Source organism: Bacteroides sp. 1_1_30, assembly GCF_020982715.1.
GTDB classification, from domain to species: domain Bacteria; phylum Bacteroidota; class Bacteroidia; order Bacteroidales; family Bacteroidaceae; genus Bacteroides; species Bacteroides xylanisolvens.
Genome location: NZ_JAJKHN010000066.1, coordinates 1 through 16,887, shown reverse-complemented (window position 1 = coordinate 16,887; position 16,887 = coordinate 1). Strand labels below are relative to the sequence as shown.

At 44.2% G+C, this 16,887-nt stretch carries 13 protein-coding genes and 1 pseudogene; 8 read left to right on the top strand and 6 right to left on the bottom strand.

Annotated features, from left to right (window positions below; translation table 11 throughout):
• Positions 1-18: 18 nt before the first annotated feature.
• The 6 genes from purH to rodA all read left to right on the top strand — a co-directional run bounded on the left by purH (position 19) and on the right by rodA (position 7,310).
• A complete protein-coding gene (gene purH / locus LPH68_RS18290) occupies positions 19-1,542 on the top strand; it encodes a bifunctional phosphoribosylaminoimidazolecarboxamide formyltransferase/IMP cyclohydrolase (RefSeq protein WP_008645257.1) in 1,524 nt (507 codons plus the stop codon).
• Positions 1,543-1,637: 95 nt separating this feature from the next.
• Complete coding sequence (locus LPH68_RS18285; RefSeq protein WP_004299941.1) at positions 1,638-2,660, top strand: rod shape-determining protein; 1,023 nt, start codon at positions 1,638-1,640, stop codon at positions 2,658-2,660.
• Between the two features lie 7 nt (positions 2,661-2,667).
• The gene (gene mreC, locus LPH68_RS18280) at positions 2,668-3,513 is read left to right on the top strand and encodes a rod shape-determining protein MreC (protein ID WP_074708161.1); all 846 of its coding nucleotides are present in this window, start codon (positions 2,668-2,670) and stop codon (positions 3,511-3,513) included.
• A complete protein-coding gene (mreD, locus tag LPH68_RS18275) occupies positions 3,510-4,007 on the top strand; it encodes a rod shape-determining protein MreD (protein WP_004314401.1) in 498 nt (165 codons plus the stop codon). The genes mreC and mreD overlap by 4 nt, the downstream gene beginning before the upstream one ends.
• 2 nt (positions 4,008-4,009) lie before the next feature.
• The gene (gene mrdA / locus LPH68_RS18270; RefSeq protein WP_004324644.1) at positions 4,010-5,872 is read left to right on the top strand and encodes a penicillin-binding protein 2; all 1,863 of its coding nucleotides are present in this window, start codon (positions 4,010-4,012) and stop codon (positions 5,870-5,872) included.
• Positions 5,853-7,310, top strand: a complete 1,458-nt coding sequence (gene rodA / locus LPH68_RS18265; protein ID WP_004304911.1) for a rod shape-determining protein RodA — start codon at positions 5,853-5,855, stop codon at positions 7,308-7,310. The genes mrdA and rodA overlap by 20 nt, the downstream gene beginning before the upstream one ends.
• A 2-nt stretch (positions 7,311-7,312) precedes the next feature.
• On the opposite strand, the gene gldH is transcribed toward rodA, so the two are convergent.
• The 6 genes from gldH to LPH68_RS18235 form a co-directional block, all read right to left on the bottom strand.
• A complete protein-coding gene (gene gldH / locus LPH68_RS18260) occupies positions 7,313-7,786 on the bottom strand; it encodes a gliding motility lipoprotein GldH (RefSeq protein ID WP_074708163.1) in 474 nt (157 codons plus the stop codon).
• Entirely contained in the window at positions 7,764-9,278 is a 1,515-nt protein-coding gene (locus LPH68_RS18255) for a regulatory iron-sulfur-containing complex subunit RicT (protein ID WP_074708166.1), read from the bottom strand. Before LPH68_RS18255 ends, gldH begins: the two co-directional genes overlap by 23 nt.
• A gap of 15 nt (positions 9,279-9,293) precedes the next feature.
• A complete protein-coding gene (locus LPH68_RS18250) occupies positions 9,294-10,418 on the bottom strand; it encodes a DNA polymerase III subunit (RefSeq protein ID WP_004304908.1) in 1,125 nt (374 codons plus the stop codon).
• A gap of 1 nt (position 10,419) precedes the next feature.
• Positions 10,420-11,373, bottom strand: a complete 954-nt coding sequence (gene metF / locus LPH68_RS18245) for a methylenetetrahydrofolate reductase [NAD(P)H] (RefSeq protein ID WP_074708169.1) — start codon at positions 11,371-11,373, stop codon at positions 10,420-10,422.
• A 189-nt stretch (positions 11,374-11,562) separates the two neighbouring features.
• A complete protein-coding gene (locus LPH68_RS18240) occupies positions 11,563-12,075 on the bottom strand; it encodes a ferritin-like domain-containing protein (RefSeq protein WP_004304906.1) in 513 nt (170 codons plus the stop codon).
• A 245-nt stretch (positions 12,076-12,320) separates the two neighbouring features.
• A complete protein-coding gene (locus LPH68_RS18235) occupies positions 12,321-14,417 on the bottom strand; it encodes a BT4734/BF3469 family protein (RefSeq protein WP_074910623.1) in 2,097 nt (698 codons plus the stop codon).
• 137 nt (positions 14,418-14,554) lie between these two features.
• On the opposite strand from LPH68_RS18235, the gene LPH68_RS18230 reads away from it, so the two are divergent.
• Complete coding sequence (locus tag LPH68_RS18230) at positions 14,555-14,992, top strand: DUF6078 family protein (protein WP_004304904.1); 438 nt, start codon at positions 14,555-14,557, stop codon at positions 14,990-14,992.
• A gap of 495 nt (positions 14,993-15,487) precedes the next feature.
• Positions 15,488-16,268 (top strand): annotated as a pseudogene (locus tag LPH68_RS18225) (AAA family ATPase); the annotation flags it as partial.
• Between the last annotated feature and the right edge of the window lie 619 nt (positions 16,269-16,887).

The window sequence follows — 16,887 nt, the reverse complement described above, 5'->3', positions numbered from 1 at the left end:
TACTTAATAAGCAATTCAATGTCAGAGTCTAAAAGAATAAAAACTGCATTGGTATCTGTATACCATAAAGAAGGTTTGGATGAAATTATTACCAAACTTCATGAAGAGGGAGTAGAGTTCTTGTCAACAGGCGGAACTCGTCAGTTTATTGAATCATTGGGATATCCTTGCAAGGCAGTGGAAGATTTGACCACTTATCCTTCTATTCTCGGTGGTAGAGTAAAGACATTACATCCGAAAATTTTCGGAGGTATTCTTTGTCGTCGTGGTCTGGAACAGGATATGCAACAGATTGAGAAATATGAAATTCCCGAGATAGATCTGGTTATTGTTGATTTGTATCCGTTCGAAGCTACCGTAGCTTCCGGTGCATCTGAAGCAGACATTATTGAAAAAATCGATATAGGCGGAATCTCACTGATTCGTGCCGCAGCCAAGAACTACAACGATGTAATCATCGTAGCTTCTCAAGCTCAATACAAACCATTATTGGATATGTTGATGGAGCACGGCGCTACTTCTTCACTCGAAGAACGTCGCTGGATGGCTAAAGAAGCATTTGCCGTTTCTTCTCACTACGATTCGGCTATTTTCAATTATTTCGATGCCGGCGAAGGTTCTGCTTTCCGTTGCTCTGTTAATAGCCAGAAGCAACTTCGTTACGGTGAAAACCCACATCAGAAAGGTTATTTCTACGGAAATCTGGAAGCAATGTTCGACCAGATTCACGGAAAAGAAATCTCTTATAACAATCTTCTCGACATCAACGCAGCCGTTGATCTGATCGACGAATTCGATGACCTCACTTTCGCTATCCTGAAACACAACAACGCTTGCGGATTAGCTTCCCGTGCTACAGTTTTGGAAGCTTGGAAAGACGCATTGGCCGGTGATCCGGTTTCTGCTTTCGGAGGTGTATTGATTACGAATGGTGTCATCGACAAAGAAGCTGCGGAAGAAATCAACAAGATTTTCTTCGAAGTGGTTATCGCGCCGGATTATGATGTGGATGCACTCGAAATCCTGGGACAGAAAAAGAACCGCATCATCCTCGTTCGTAAGGAAGCTAAATTGCCTAAGAAACAATTCCGTGCTTTGCTGAATGGCGTATTGGTGCAGGATAAAGATACTAATATTGAAACGGTAGCCGACCTGAAAACCGTGACAGACAAAGCTCCTACTCCGGAAGAAGTGGAAGATATGTTGTTTGCCAACAAAATTGTAAAGAACAGCAAATCCAACGCCATCGTATTGGCAAAGGATAAACAACTTCTTGCAAGCGGTGTAGGACAGACTTCACGTGTAGACGCATTGAAACAAGCAATTGAAAAAGCCAAATCATTCGGTTTCGACCTGAATGGTGCAGTAATGGCTTCCGATGCCTTCTTCCCGTTCCCCGATTGTGTGGAAATTGCAGATAAAGAAGGTATTACGGCTGTTATCCAACCGGGAGGTTCGGTAAAAGACGATTTATCATTTGCTTATTGCAATGAGCACGGTATGGCGATGGTGACTACCGGTATCCGTCATTTTAAACACTAATATTAATGAAGAATGAAGAACTAATAATGAAGAATGACTGCACGTGACAGCATCCTCATTCTTAATTCTTCATTCTTAATTCTTCATTTAAAAATATGGGATTATTTTCTTTTACACAAGAGATAGCAATGGACTTGGGCACAGCCAATACTATCATCATCACGAACGGAAAAATCGTGGTGGATGAGCCTTCGGTTGTAGCTCTGGATCGCCGTACAGAAAAGATGATTGCCGTGGGGGAAAAGGCGAAGTTGATGCATGAAAAAACCCACGAAAACATACGTACCATCCGTCCGTTGAGAGACGGAGTGATTGCCGACTTCTATGCCTGCGAGCAGATGATGCGCGGTTTGATAAAGCAGGTGAATACTCGCAACCATTTGTTTTCACCTTCTCTTCGCATGGTGATTGGCGTTCCTTCGGGGAGTACGGAAGTTGAACTCCGTGCTGTCCGTGACTCTGCGGAACATGCTGGCGGTCGTGATGTTTATTTGATTTTCGAGCCGATGGCTGCGGCAATCGGTATCGGCATCGACGTGGAAGCTCCGGAAGGAAACATGATTGTCGATATAGGTGGTGGATCTACGGAAATTGCCGTTATCTCTTTGGGAGGTATCGTTTCCAACAACTCCATCCGCACAGCCGGTGATGACCTGACAGAGGATATTCGCGAATATATGAGCCGTCAGCACAATGTGAAAGTCAGCGAGCGTATGGCAGAACGTATCAAAATCAATGTAGGTGCTGCTTTAACCGAACTGGGTGATGATGCTCCGGAAGATTATATCGTTCACGGGCCGAACCGTATCACAGCTCTTCCGATGGAGGTGCCTGTATGCTACCAGGAAGTAGCCCACTGTCTGGAGAAATCAATTTCAAAGATCGAAACTGCTATCTTGAGTGCATTGGAAAATACACCTCCTGAACTGTATGCTGATATTGTGCACAATGGTATCTATCTCTCCGGAGGTGGTGCATTGCTTCGTGGACTGGATAAGAGATTGACCGATAAGATCAACATTCCTTTCCATATTGCGGAAGATCCTTTGCATGCAGTTGCCAAAGGTACAGGAGTGGCATTGAAGAACGTAGACCGTTTCTCTTTCTTAATGAGATAAACCGGGGATGAGGAATTTATTAAACTTCCTTCTGAAATACAATTACTGGTTCCTCTTCATCTTATTGGAGGTAGCCAGTTTTGTTTTGTTATTTCGGTTCAACCGTTATCAGCAGAGTGCATTCTTCACTTCTGCCAATACGGTTGTGGGGGCGGTTTATGAAGTTTCGGGAGGGATTTCCTCTTATTTTCATCTGAAATCGGTCAATGAAGATCTGTTGGATCGCAACATGGTGCTCGAACAACAGATCACTAATCTGGAAAAAGCATTGAGAGGGCAGCAGCTCGATTCTATGGCAATCAACAGCATCCGGCAGGTGCCGCAAGCGGATTATCAGTTGTTTAAAGCGCATGTGATAAAGAACAGTTTGAATCTGGTTGATAATTATATCACGCTCGATAAAGGTTCCTCTTCCGGTATTCGCTCCGAAATGGGAGTGGTGGATGGTAATGGGATTGTAGGGATTGTTTATGAAACCTCTCCTTCCTACTCGGTGGTGATTTCGGTACTGAACAGCAAGTCGAATATCAGTTGCAAGATTATCGGCAGTGATTATTTCGGCTACCTGAAATGGGAACATGGAGATTCGCGCTATGCTTATCTGAAAGACTTGCCTCGTCATGCAGAGTTTAATTTGGGAGATACAGTCGTTACCAGTGGTTTCTCCACCGTCTTTCCCGAAGGTATAATGGTGGGGACGGTAGATGATATGTCCGACTCTAATGACGGACTTTCCTATCTGTTGAAAATCAAGCTGGCTACTGATTTCGGTAAGTTGAGTGACGTTCGGGTGGTAGCCCGGACAGGTCAGGAAGAACAGAAGAAACTTGAAAATAAGGTGATGAAAGAATGATTATTACTTATATACATAGAATCGGATGGTTTATCGGCTTGGTACTTCTTCAGGTGCTAATCCTTAATAGTGTACATATTGCCGGCTATGCTACTCCTTTTCTCTATATCTATTTTATTCTGAAATTCAGCTCCGGCACTTCCCGGAATGAACTGATGTTGTGGGCTTTTTTCTTCGGGCTGACCATTGATATATTCTCCGATACTCCGGGAATGAATGCGGCGGCTACTGTGCTGCTAGCCTTTCTTCGTCCCTCTTTACTTCGTCTGTTCACGCCCCGTGATAATCCGGATAGCTTTATTCCCTCTTTTAAGACGATGGGAATCAGTCCTTTCTTAAAATATACCACTGCAAGTGTTTTTGTGCACAGTCTGGCATTACTCTCCATTGAGTTCTTCTCATTTACCAGCATTTGGCTGTTACTGTTGCGAGTGCTTCTTTGCACTATTCTGACTGTAACCTGTATCATAGCTATAGAAGGGATTAAGAAGTAACGATGGCAAAAGATTATATCTTAGAGAAGCGTAAATTTGTAATCGGAGGCATTGCTATCTCCATTGTTTTGATTTATCTGATACGTCTTTTTGTATTGCAGATCACGACTGATGACTACAAGAAGAATGCTGACAGTAACGCTTTTCTGAATAAGATCCAATACCCCTCGCGTGGCGCTATTTATGACCGGACCGGTAAACTATTGGTATTCAACCAGCCGGCATACGACATAACGATCGTGCCAAAGGAAATAGAGAATCTGGACACACTCGATTTATGCCAATCGCTGAATATCACCCGTGCACAGTTTCTCAAAATTATGAGCGACATGAAAGACCGTCGCCGTAATCCGGGGTATTCCCGCTATACCAACCAGTTGTTTATGTCACAACTTTCGGCGGAAGAATGTGGTGTCTTTCAGGAAAAGCTGTTTAAGTTTCGTGGCTTTTATATTCAACGGCGTACCATCCGTCAATATTCGTACAATGCTGCCGCCCATGCTTTGGGAGATATCGGAGAAGTCTCCGCAAAAGAAATGGAAGCGGATGAAGAAGGATACTACATCCGTGGGGATTATGTCGGCAAGTTAGGAGTCGAGAAATCGTATGAAAAGTATCTGCGTGGTGAGAAAGGAATTGAGATTCTGCTTCGCGATGCGCACGGTCGTATCCAGGGACATTATATGGATGGTGAATATGACCGTCCTTCCGTTCCCGGCAAGAACCTGACATTGAGTTTGGATATTGACTTACAGATGCTGGGCGAACGTTTATTAAAGAATAAGATTGGAAGCATTGTGGCTATTGAACCGGAGACCGGAGAAATCCTTTGTCTGGTATCCTCTCCCAATTATGACCCGCATTTGATGATTGGCCGCCAGCGTGGCAAGAACCATCTGGCCTTGCAACGTGATATGACTAAACCGCTTTTGAATCGTGCCCTGATGGGAGTGTATCCTCCGGGATCTACGTTCAAGACAGCGCAAGGACTGACGTTCCTGCAAGAAGGAATCATAACCGAACAAAGTCCGGCATTCCCTTGCTCACATGGATTCCATTACGGAAGATTAACAGTAGGCTGCCATGCTCACGGATCTCCCTTGCCATTGATTCCGGCTATTGCTACATCGTGCAACTCCTATTTCTGTTGGGGATTGTTCCGTATGTTTGGCGATCGTAAATACGGTTCGCCGCAAAACGCCATTACGGTCTGGAAAGACCACATGGTTTCGCAAGGATTTGGCTACAAACTGGGAGTTGATTTGCCGGGAGAGAAACGGGGGCTGATTCCGAATGCGCAGTTCTACGATAAAGCCTATCGCGGACATTGGAACGGACTGACAGTAATTAGTATCTCTATCGGACAGGGGGAAATTCTATCCACTCCCCTTCAGATTGCTAACCTGGGAGCAACGATTGCTAACAGAGGATACTTTGTGACACCGCATATTGTAAAGGAAATCCAAGACAATCAGTTGGACAGCATCTATCGTGTACCACGTTATACCACTATTGAGAAAAGACATTATGAATCAGTCGTAGAAGGGATGCGTGGCGCAGCCACCGGAGGAACTTGTCGTATGCTGTCAGTGATGGTTCCGGATTTGGAAGCCTGTGGAAAAACGGGTACTGCGCAGAACCGCGGACACGACCACTCGGTATTTATGGGCTTTGCTCCGATGAACAAACCGAAGATAGCTATTGCCGTCTATGTAGAGAATGGCGGATGGGGGGCTACTTACGGAGTTCCTTTCGGCGCACTGATGATGGAACAGTATTTGAAAGGCAAGCTCTCGCCGGAGAACGAGTTGAGGGCGGAAGAATTTAGTAACAGAGTGATATTATATGGTAACGAGGAACGATAGTTTGTGGAAAACGCTGGACTGGGTAACGATTTTTATTTACCTGCTCCTGATTGTTGGCGGATGGTTTAGCGTCTGCGGAGCCAGCTATGACTATGGCGAACGCGACTTCCTCGACTTCTCGACCCGTGCCGGCAAGCAGTTTGTATGGATTATCTGTTCCTTCGGACTTGGATTCGTGCTGTTGATGCTGGAAGACCGTATGTATGATATGTTCGCGTACATTATATATGTGGGGATGATTCTCCTGCTCATTGTTACCATCTTCATAGCACCGGACACCAAAGGATCACGCTCCTGGCTTGTCATGGGGCCTGTGAGCCTGCAACCCGCCGAGTTTGCCAAGTTCGCTACGGCCTTGGCGTTGGCTAAATACATGAATTCTTATTCATTCAGTATCAAGAAAGAAAAGTGTGCCTTTATCCTGGGGTTCATCATTCTTCTCCCGATGTTATTGATTATCGGGCAGCGGGAGACAGGATCTGCATTGGTTTATCTTGCTTTTTTTCTGGTTCTTTATCGTGAAGGAATGCCGGGAGTAGTGCTTTTTGCGGGCGTATGTGCGGTAATCTACTTTGTGGTCGGCATCCGTTTTGATGAAGTCTTTATCGCCGATACTCCTACACCACTGGGAGAATTTATCGTATTACTATTGATCTTATTATTTGCCGGTGGTATGGTGTGGGTATATCGCAAGAAATGGTCTGCTACCCGCAATATCATTGGTGGAAGTTTGGCTATATTATTGATTGCTTATTTAATATCCGAATATTGGGTACATTTTAGCCTCGTTTGGGTGCAATGGGCGCTTTGTATTGTGGTGATAGGCTATCTGATTTATTTGGCATTAAGTGAGCGGCAACGTACTTATTTCCTGATTGCCCTGTTTACAATCGGTTCTGTCGGCTTCCTGTATTCCAGCAATTATGTATTTGATAATGTGCTCGAACCTCACCAGCAAGTCCGTATCAAAGTAGTGCTCGGTTTGGAAGAAGATTTGACCGGTGCCGGATACAACGTGAATCAGTCCAAGATTGCCATCGGTTCCGGTGGGTTGACAGGAAAAGGGTTCCTGAATGGTACGCAAACAAAATTAAAGTACGTGCCCGAACAGGATACCGACTTTATATTCTGTACAGTGGGTGAGGAGCAAGGATTTGTCGGCTCGGCTGCTGTCCTGTTGGCTTTCCTTATTTTGATCTTACGATTAATCTTCCTGTCCGAACGGCAGACTTCCAACTTTGGGCGGGTTTATGGATATTCGGTTGTCAGTATTTTCCTTTTCCACTTATTTATTAATATCGGTATGGTGCTGGGGTTAACTCCGGTTATCGGTATTCCATTGCCTTTCTTCAGCTATGGAGGTTCTTCTTTATGGGGATTTACGATATTGCTGTTTATCTTCCTGCGCATTGATGCAGGACGTGGCAGAAGACTTTAATCTTACTGCTTCTCAATACGGATACCTACATCGCTCAATCCTTGTAACTTTTCATTTTTCATTCCGCTCATAATTTTAATAGTATAATTTGCAGGATGTAAAGGGCGAACAGATGTAATAAAAGTTTCCGATTGGTAAATGCTTCCCCATCCGTGTCCCGTCCATCTTCCGGTAGAGTCAGCCAGGCAGAAAGCAATAGTATCAGTGCGCCATACCGTAGAATCCTGTAGATTCTGACTGATAAATAAATGGAGGTCATGATAAGGATATTCGATACTGTTGCGGACTTCCGCAAAAAGCCGGAGAGTAGTGGGAACGCTGTCAGTTATGGGAACCTGAAAAGAGAGTGTATCACTCTTTCCCCATCCCTTGTTGGGAAGGGATTGATAAGAGTGATACACTGTATGTTCATTGCAGGCTGTCAGTAAGCAAGCGCTGAATAGACTCAATATACTATTCTTGAGTAGGCTTTTCATTAGTTGACTGTTTCTCCTGATTCTGATTTCTTTCCGGTCTGGAAGGACGCTCGTGGTTGGGACGGCGTTCTTGACGTTCCTGCCCTTGCTGTTCCCGTTGACGGTCTTGTTGTTGCGGACGTTCCTGATTCGACCGTTCCTGTCCTTGTGGACGTTCTTGATTTGATCCTCTTTCCGGACGTCTGTTTTCGTTGTTCCGTCCCTGGTTTTGTCCTCTGTTCCGGTTGTTGTTATTGTTATTTCTCGGGCGGTTGTCTCTTTCCCCTCTGTTGCCGTTTTCTGGCTGTTGCGGGCAGTTTTCATTCTCCCGTTGAGGTTGTTGCGGACGATTGCCGCCTTCTGCTTGCTGTTGCGGGCGATTTCCGTTATTATTGTTTCCTTTTTTCTTCTTTTTATTATTCCGGTTAGCGTTATTGCCGCCCTCTTTATTATTCCGGCTGCGGTCGAAACGGGTAACACTTTCCTGTTCCAGCAAATCAACTGGTTTTCTTGGTTCCGGTTTCTTTTCTTCTTCGAGCAAGCTGTCCGGTTTCATCCCTTTCTTATTCATGGAGATTACTTCGAACGCACGTTTGCCGCTGATGGTGACCAGGTTGGCTGGGAAGTTTTTATCCGTAGAATAAGAAACCTGATTGCTTAGAATATCTGCTTTGAAGAAATAGAAAGTACCATCCTTCGTTTCCAGTTCTATCTCTCTCGAAGGGAGACGTTTTTGAGCTTCCACGTAACAGTCCACCTCATAATTCAGGCAGCATTTTAGCTTGGCACATTGTCCGGCAAGTTTCTGCGGATTTAATGAGATGTCCTGAAAACGGGCTGCACTGGTAGAAACAGAGACGAAGCTCGTCATCCACGTAGCGCAGCAAAGTTCGCGTCCGCAAGGGCCGATACCGCCGATGCGTCCTGCTTCCTGACGGGCACCGATTTGTTTCATTTCGATACGTACGCGGAATGCTTCGGCCAATACTTTAATCAGTTGCCGGAAGTCTACCCGCTCATCGGCAATATAGTAGAAAATAGCTTTGTTGCCATCCCCTTGATACTCCACGTCTCCGATTTTCATATCCAGATTGAGATTCAACGCAATCTGACGCGCACGAATCATCGTAGCGTGTTCTTTGGCTTTGGCTTCGTTGAATTTTTCCATATCTACCGGCTTAGCTTTCCGATAGACACGCTTGATTTCCGCATCTGCTTTGAAGTTTGCTTTCTTCATTTGCAGGGGAACGAGCCGGCCGGTCAATGTAACCACGCCGATGTCATGGCCGGGAGCCGCTTCAACGGCAACTACATCTCCTTTTTCCAGTTTAATCTTGTTGCTGTTCCGAAAATATCCCTTCCGGGTATTTTTGAATTGCACTTCCACCATGTCACTCTCTTCCGCATTGCCCGGAATGTCCGCCAGCCAATCGTAGGTGTTCAGCTTTTTATCTTGTCGGGAGCATCCTTTGCAGCAAAGGCCACCGCTTCCATTATGAAGTTTATATTCCATAAGTTTATATATTTATTATTGCTTCAACAGTACAATCATCTTCAGCGAGAAGTCGAAGAATACCATTTTAGCATTTACATTCTGTTCTATATGTAGTTGCGCTTCGCTTAATTCGTCCATGATGCCCATCACGTTGCGTTCGTTGACAAAAGGCGCAAAGCGGGTTGCAAAATTCTGTTCATTAATCGTCATATACGTCAAATTGCGCTGGTGCAGGTTGAAGATAAAATTCTCCCGAATCATGCGCTGGCAATATTCCAGGAAGTTCTTCTGACGTTCACGTCCCATACCCGCCACTTGCTCGCTCCACATTTTCATCTCCCTGATTTTCCGTTGGTAAGACAACCGCATCAGGCTGACAAACAAGTCAAAAAACAACTGGTTCTCTTCATTCAGATGAATTGTTTCGAGTGCCTTGATAAAATTCCCGTTTGCCAGATGGGCAATGGAAATGCTGTCGGCAGGCAAAATGTTATATTTCGTCTGTAATACCCGGTCGATGCTGGCTTCATCAATCTTCCGTACATTCATGCGCTGGGTACGGCTTAGGATAGTAGGCAGAATCATGTCCGGTGCTTCCGATACCAATAAGAAAACCGTTTTTTCGGGCGGTTCCTCAAGCAACTTCAGCAGTTTGTTGGCACATACCGGATGCATTTTTTCCGGCAGCCATACAATCGTAATCTTAAATCCTCCTTCACTGGATTTCAAACTAAGCTTTTTCAGAATCTCGTCACTCTCTTTGGCATAGATCAATGCCTGTGAGTTCTCGGCATCCATCTCTCCTAACCAGTGATTGAGATTAAAGTAAGGATGATTGATAACAAACGGTCGCCAGTCGGCTATATAATCATCGCATACTTCCTTTTTCCCCTTTGCGCTTTTCACGATAGGGAATACGAAATGTACGTCGGGATGCACCAATTTATTGAATTTCACGCAGGACGGACACGTTCCGCAGGCATCAGTCTCCCCCCGATTAGTGCAACTGATGTAACGTGCGTATGCAATAGCCAACGGCATTTTCCCGACCCCTTCCGGTCCGCAAATAAGCTGGGCATGTGGAATACGCCCCTCATTCACTTCCTGAATGAGCCGTTGCTTGATTTCTTCCTGTCCGATTACGTCTCTGAAAAACATATCAATAAATGATTTTGGCTACTTCTTTGATACTGTCTACCGCCCCGATGGAATAGAAATGAATACTCGGAACCCCATGATCCATCAATTCCTTGCACTGGGCTACACACCATTCGATACCTACTTGCTCGGCTTCCGCGTCATTCTTGCACTTCAAAGCCTCTTTCACCAAGTCTTCCGGCAAGTCCACTTTGAAAGTCTTTGGAATCATACTTAGTTGGGACAGCTTCTTGAACGGTTTGATTCCCGGAATGATAGGTATATTGATACCTGCCGCCTTCGCCTGCTCCACAAATTCAAAATATTTCCTGTTATCGTAGAACAACTGTGTCACGGCATATTCCGCCCCGTTCTCCACTTTTTTCTTCAGCCAGTAAAGGTCAGTCTCGATATTAGGCGCTTCTTCGTGCTTCTCCGGATAACAAGCCACCCCGTAAGAAAACGGTGTACTGCTGACTTTCATCTCCGAACCGTCCACAAAAATACCTTTATTGAAATTATTGATTTGCTCCTGCAACTCGAGAGCATGATGATAACCGTCACCTTCCGGTGTAAATACCGACTCATGTTTCGCTTTGTCACCACGCAACACCAGTAATTCCGTGATATTCAGAAATTGCAGGTCGAGCAATACATACTCGGTTTCTTCACGTGTGAATCCGCTGCACAAAATATGCGGGACTACCGTAATATTGTATTTGTTCTGAATGGCGGCAGCCACGGCAACCGTTCCCGGACGTCTTCTCAAGCGATTTCTCTGAAACAATCCGTTACCGAGGTCTTTATACACGTATTCGCTGCGGTGGGTAGTGATATTGATATATTTCGGGTCAAATTCCCGAAGCGTATCGATCGTTTGATATAACTTATCTATTCCCGTTCCTTTCAGCGGTGGAAGTATCTCGAAAGAAAAAGCAGTTTTCTTGTTGCTATGTATTAAATCAATTACTTTCATTCTTTTTTTGCTAATGTTCGTTATCTACTTGGATTAAACGTGCATATTGGGACAAAAATACGAAAAAAGAAAGATTTCTTCTTGATTTACTCTAAAATAGTTTTGTTTTTATCGTACTATAATAGATAAAAGAGGGAATATCCCCTGCAGGATACACCCTCTTTTACCTAATCACTATTATATTAGAATTTACTTGTCGAGGAATGATTTCTTCATTCTGGCAATGTCCGTCAGATAATCCTGCAAATCCTGTTCATGTTCTTCCTCTTCGGCAAGAATATGTTTGGCGATGTCGCAGGTAGTGAAATCTTTCCCATTGGTAAAATCTGCAATTTCCTGATAACGAAGGATTGCGCAGCGTTCGGAGGCTACATTATCTTTCAGCAAACTGACAGAGTCGAACCCCTGCGGAGCATCATATTTGCATCTTGCCAACTCGAACCATTGCTTCGGGTCAAGCACCGGAACTCCTTCCAACTCGATGATACGGTCAGCGAGCAGTTGCGCATGTCTGCGCTCTTCTTCGGCATGTTCCTCAAATTCACCCTGTACATCGGCGCGCATGGCACCTTCCACTACTAATGCACCTACCCAATATTGATAGTATGCCAACCATTCTTCAGCTAATGCTGCGTTCAACTGTGCGATCAAACTTTCTACATCTAGTTTCCCTTGTAGAATTTTTACACTTTCTCTAGCCATAATTTTTATGTTTAGGTTACTATGTTTAAGTTGCCTATGTAACAGGCAGGGGAGATTTTTGTTTATGGCTCATTGAGAATTTAACAGAAAGATAGCTTTACCTACACATAAGTTTGTAAAGTGCTTTTTTATCTGCCACCTGCAACGAAATTGAATTATCTTATTGAAAATAAACGTATTACAGCGTTGCAGATACCTGTTGCAGATACGTTGCAGATGTAGTATCTGCAACGCATCTGTTGGTCTTATAAAACTCGTACAACATGGTAGACAGTACCTCTGTGTACACGTTTCGACGGGATTTCATGTTTACGGAGAACTCGCCCGAACACACTTACCCGCTTGTTTGACAACGGTATGGCACTGTTTTTCTTTATATCTTCCAAAATCTCCGCCGGTGAGAGCCATTCGCCATCCTCTTTCTCTTTGGCCGGACGGAAATAACGGTAAAACAACTGTTCTTCGAGCGAAACTTGTTCAAATTCACGGTTGCTTCTGGTCATAATCTGCTCTTCGGACTGGTCGAACCAGTAACGTTCGCCGTGGTCGAGCTCATACATGGCCTGCGCGTAAAGCTGTTCATAATCTATCGCCTTGTTTGTATCTATCGTTCCGGTTACTTCGATACAGATAAAGCGGCGGCTGCCCGTAGGGTCGGTCAGCAAATCTTTTTGGTTGCTCGTTGCGATGAATGAAGCATAACGGCGCATTTCAAGTACGGCGTTTCCATAAGGTTTGCGCATATTTACAATCGGTTTTTGCAGGATATGTTTCAGGTATCCTTGTTGGGTGGCGCTGATCTGGTCGAACTCGTCAATGTTGATGAGCGCAAAACGATTGAGATACAATTCGGCATCCGTCTTTCGTGAGAAATCGATGCTGTCCGTATAGTATGCACGCATGGCGGGTGGGATGAGGCTGCGGCAGAATGTCGATTTACGGCAACCTTGCGGGCCTACCAGCAGGGGCGAAACATTATTCGCATATTTCTTATCTGTCCCACGCCAGTGCATGACCATGTTGAGAAACCAGCGGTGAAACAAGTCTACCCAATGCTTGTTTTCGCAGGGAACGGTTTGCGCCAGTCCGCGGATACGGTCTTTGCCGTCCCAGACGGGGAGATGGTAGAGGAAATCTTCCAACGGATTGAATACAGGGATGCGGTTGGAGTAGATATATCGGCTTATGTCCCTGTCCCATAGCGGAATACCCTCGGCTTGCGCATCTAGTGCGATACTGTTCAGCACCCGTTTGTTGATAGGATTGAAGTAAAAATGGAATGAGTTCCGCTCGCGGTATTCCACTTCTCCCACTTGGGTGTTGTAACGGAATTCGTAGCGCCTGTTCATAAACTCCTCTGTCTGGAGTGACAGGTACTGTTCTTTCCCTAAGCTGCTCTTCTTTCCGAACCCTTTTTGTTCTTCATATACATTCTTGACCAGCTGGCGGATGAGCACCTCTTGACGGCGCAGGTAATAGTGGAAAATAGTACGTTTCACCGTTTCCTCTTCGGGAATGCCCGAATGGAAGCAGTTGATAGCCAGTTGTGTCACCATAGCCTGAAAGTCTTCCCCTCTTTCGGGGGCACCTTCATCTTCCGCTTCGTAGATTTCTTCATGGGTCTTTCTCAAAGCCGCTTCGAAAAGCATAAATATAGCGCGCTCCGTGTCATATCCCGGCACGGCCCGTGTCAACGGTGACTTTTCCGAGCGTACCGCTTCCCGATAAGTCAGTTCTTCGGGCATCCCTGACGGTTGCGAGAGATAAAACGGAACGGAATCCGGTCTGTACATAAGTTCCGGGTCGTATGACAGTCGTGAATACTGTTCCAGACTAGGCTCTTTGGGTAAAATGCTGAACGGAATTTGCGGCTGATAGCATTTCACGGCCAAACGATAGGCATGCGCATGAAATATCTCCGCTTCTTCTCTTTTCTGTGGAAGCGAATTGTCAGGGCGGGTAAATTTCGCCCATATTTTCACTGACCGTCCGCTCGAACCGGTAAAGACGCAGTGAGTCTGCGGCTGTTCCCATGCCAATTGTTTTACCAATGTAATCTCCGGGCCGCCTGACAACGGTCCGACGGTCAGTTCTACTATTCCGTTATAACTTTTCATTTGTTTTCCACCTTCCGCCCTGCGGAATTCCGCAGCCGGAAGAATCTTCGGAAGCTTGTCTGCTTCGTAGCAGCGTGAGTCGGGCAGGGAATATCGCAACACTTCTCTGAAGGCGGACACAGGCTGTGTCTTTGTTTCTGTCCGTGTTTTTCCTATCCACGTTTCCATATCCATTGTAGTCAGCGCAGTAGTTTTGTCCTTGTCTCTTAATTGAGTAATTTTCATCTTTTGTTTTGTTAATAATATTCTGCTAAGTTAGTCATATTTGCCCGTTCTTGCAAATAAACATGGATATTTTATCTGTTTATCCTTTTTATCCGTACATTTGTAGAATTTAATAACAATAAAACCGATAAACAGCAATGAAAGAACCATTCGATTATTCCATCGTTCCTTATACTTTCGGCTTGTGTGCAGCCGAAGAATGTCCGCGTGCCACGACTTGTCTGCGGCATATCGCCTTAGAGTATGCTCCGGCGGAGCGGGTTTTCCTGTCAATAATGAATCCCAACCGGCTGAAAGCGATGAAAAGTGCTTGTGATTATTACCGTTCCAATGAGAAAGTGCGTTATGCACGCGGCTTTATGCGTACGATTAGTGCTCTTACGGTTCGTGTGGCAGATACCTTTCGCTATCGTATGATTGAATATATGGGTAGAAAGAACTATTATTTGAAACGTAGGGGAGACATGAACCTTAGTCCGGTCGAACAACGGCGGATTATTGCCGTAGCCAAGGAGCTTGGCGTTAGTCTGGATGAGTATTTCGACGGTTACGTGGAGGATTATAACTGGGGTTAGTCTTGTATATCTCCTTCTCTGAAAATCTTTAGCTACGGTTTCGCTGTCGTTTCTCTATATGGAAACTCCAGTGTCTCTAGCGGGAAACGCTAGTATCTCTGGCTGGAAACTCTCGTTTCCATGCGCGGAAACTGTAGTTTCCCGCCTGGGAACCGGAGTTCTGACGCAGGAAACGAGCGCTTCAATGATAGGAAAATAAACTTTGATGCTTGGTGTGCAACATTTCTTCTTACCGCTGTGTTGCAGATGTTTTTATCTGCAACGTATCTGCAACGGTATCTGCAACGCTATAATTGTTTATCAGTCAGTTTGTTATTTCGATTTTGTTGCAGGTGGCAGATGTTTTTTTATTTTTCAAACTTTATTGTAGGGAAAATTAGAGGTAATAGTGGCTTGAGGAAAAGAATCTTTTAACCTTGCGTGAGAAGGAGTTCTATTAAAAATATATATATATGTAGGACAGGTGACTGGTATTAATTTATAAAAGCAGAGATTATGAGCAATAAAATTTATCCTATCGGCATTCAGAATTTCGAAAAGATTCGTAATGACGGTTATTTCTATATTGATAAAACTGCATTAATGTATCAAATGGTCAAGACCGGAAGTTATTACTTCTTGAGTCGTCCGCGCCGTTTTGGAAAGAGTCTGCTCATTTCTACCTTGGAGGCTTATTTCCAAGGGAAAAAGGAACTGTTTGAAGGATTGGCTGTGGAAAAGTTGGAAAAGGATTGGATAAAGCATCCTATATTGCATCTCGACCTTAATATTGAGAAGTATGACACGCTGGAAAGTCTGGATAAAATATTGAATGATAATCTTGAATATTGGGAAAGCCAATACGGCACCCGTCCGTCTGAAACATTCTTTTCCCTGCGCTTTGCCGGTATCATTCGAAAAGACGGGGCAACGTGTAGTTATTCTGGTAGATGAGTATGACAAACCTATGTTACAAGCCATCGGCAATGAAGAACTTCAAAAGCAATTCCAAAATACCCTGAGGCCATTTTATGGCGCTTTGAAAACGAAGGACGGGTATATAAAGTTTGCTCTGCTTACCGGCGTGACAAAGTTTGGCAAAGTCAGTGTATTCAGTGGCTTGAACAATTTGGATGATATTTCAATGTGGAATGAGTATGTCGAAATTTGTGGTGTCAGCGAGCGTGAAATCCATGAAAATCTGGAAGCGGAACTACATGAATTTGCAGCAGCACGTGGAATAACGTATGATAAACTCTGTGAAGATTTGAGAGAGTGTTATGACGGCTATCATTTTAAAATAGGAATAAATTTCAGCGCAGAAACTCGTAATATCGAAAAGTGGATCGTGGAATCTTGAATGTATATAGAATTTCTGTTAGGTATAGGAAAATAGAACTTACATTTGAGTGCACTATATAATAATGTATAGGTGTTCCATATAAGGATGTGTCTATCTGAAAAAATATACTCTATGACATCGTTATCAATCAATGAGTTACAAAAAAGTTTCAAGAAAGAATAGAAAAATAGTCCGATATATTTGGATGTTATTGATAAGTTGTCTACTTTTGCACCCGCTTTGCTAGAGAGACAGAGCCTAATGATTGACATTCTGCTACAAGATTAAGGCATCAGAAAATAAAAACAAAAAACTTTGAAAAAAGTTTGGAAGTTATCTGAAAAAGTCCTTATCTTTGCATCCGCTTTCGCAAAGAAAGCAGGCGCGGCGGAAGCCACGTTAGTTCTTTGAAATATTGATAAACAATACAAGTAGTACAAGTAAAAAAATAGAACCGTCAATACTTGTCCGAGAGAGTAGCGATACGATTGAAGATAATAGGTATTTGAATAAGGTCAATAAATTTACGGCGTCCTGAACAGAGCAAAAAAATCATCTTAACAGATGAAAAAGA

What these genes read in the sequence shown, in the direction of transcription:
- purH (WP_008645257.1), top strand. Translation starts at nt 19, where the DNA reads ATGTCAGAGTCTAAAAGAATAAAAACTGCATTGGTATCTGTATACCAT.
- LPH68_RS18285 (WP_004299941.1), top strand. Translation starts at nt 1,638, where the DNA reads ATGGGATTATTTTCTTTTACACAAGAGATAGCAATGGACTTGGGCACA.
- mreC (WP_074708161.1), top strand. Translation starts at nt 2,668, where the DNA reads ATGAGGAATTTATTAAACTTCCTTCTGAAATACAATTACTGGTTCCTC.
- mreD (WP_004314401.1), top strand. Translation starts at nt 3,510, where the DNA reads ATGATTATTACTTATATACATAGAATCGGATGGTTTATCGGCTTGGTA.
- mrdA (WP_004324644.1), top strand. Translation starts at nt 4,010, where the DNA reads ATGGCAAAAGATTATATCTTAGAGAAGCGTAAATTTGTAATCGGAGGC.
- rodA (WP_004304911.1), top strand. Translation starts at nt 5,853, where the DNA reads ATGGTAACGAGGAACGATAGTTTGTGGAAAACGCTGGACTGGGTAACG.
- gldH (WP_074708163.1), bottom strand. Translation starts at nt 7,786, where the DNA reads ATGAAAAGCCTACTCAAGAATAGTATATTGAGTCTATTCAGCGCTTGC.
- LPH68_RS18255 (WP_074708166.1), bottom strand. Translation starts at nt 9,278, where the DNA reads ATGGAATATAAACTTCATAATGGAAGCGGTGGCCTTTGCTGCAAAGGA.
- LPH68_RS18250 (WP_004304908.1), bottom strand. Translation starts at nt 10,418, where the DNA reads ATGTTTTTCAGAGACGTAATCGGACAGGAAGAAATCAAGCAACGGCTC.
- metF (WP_074708169.1), bottom strand. Translation starts at nt 11,373, where the DNA reads ATGAAAGTAATTGATTTAATACATAGCAACAAGAAAACTGCTTTTTCT.
- LPH68_RS18240 (WP_004304906.1), bottom strand. Translation starts at nt 12,075, where the DNA reads ATGGCTAGAGAAAGTGTAAAAATTCTACAAGGGAAACTAGATGTAGAA.
- LPH68_RS18235 (WP_074910623.1), bottom strand. Translation starts at nt 14,417, where the DNA reads ATGAAAATTACTCAATTAAGAGACAAGGACAAAACTACTGCGCTGACT.
- LPH68_RS18230 (WP_004304904.1), top strand. Translation starts at nt 14,555, where the DNA reads ATGAAAGAACCATTCGATTATTCCATCGTTCCTTATACTTTCGGCTTG.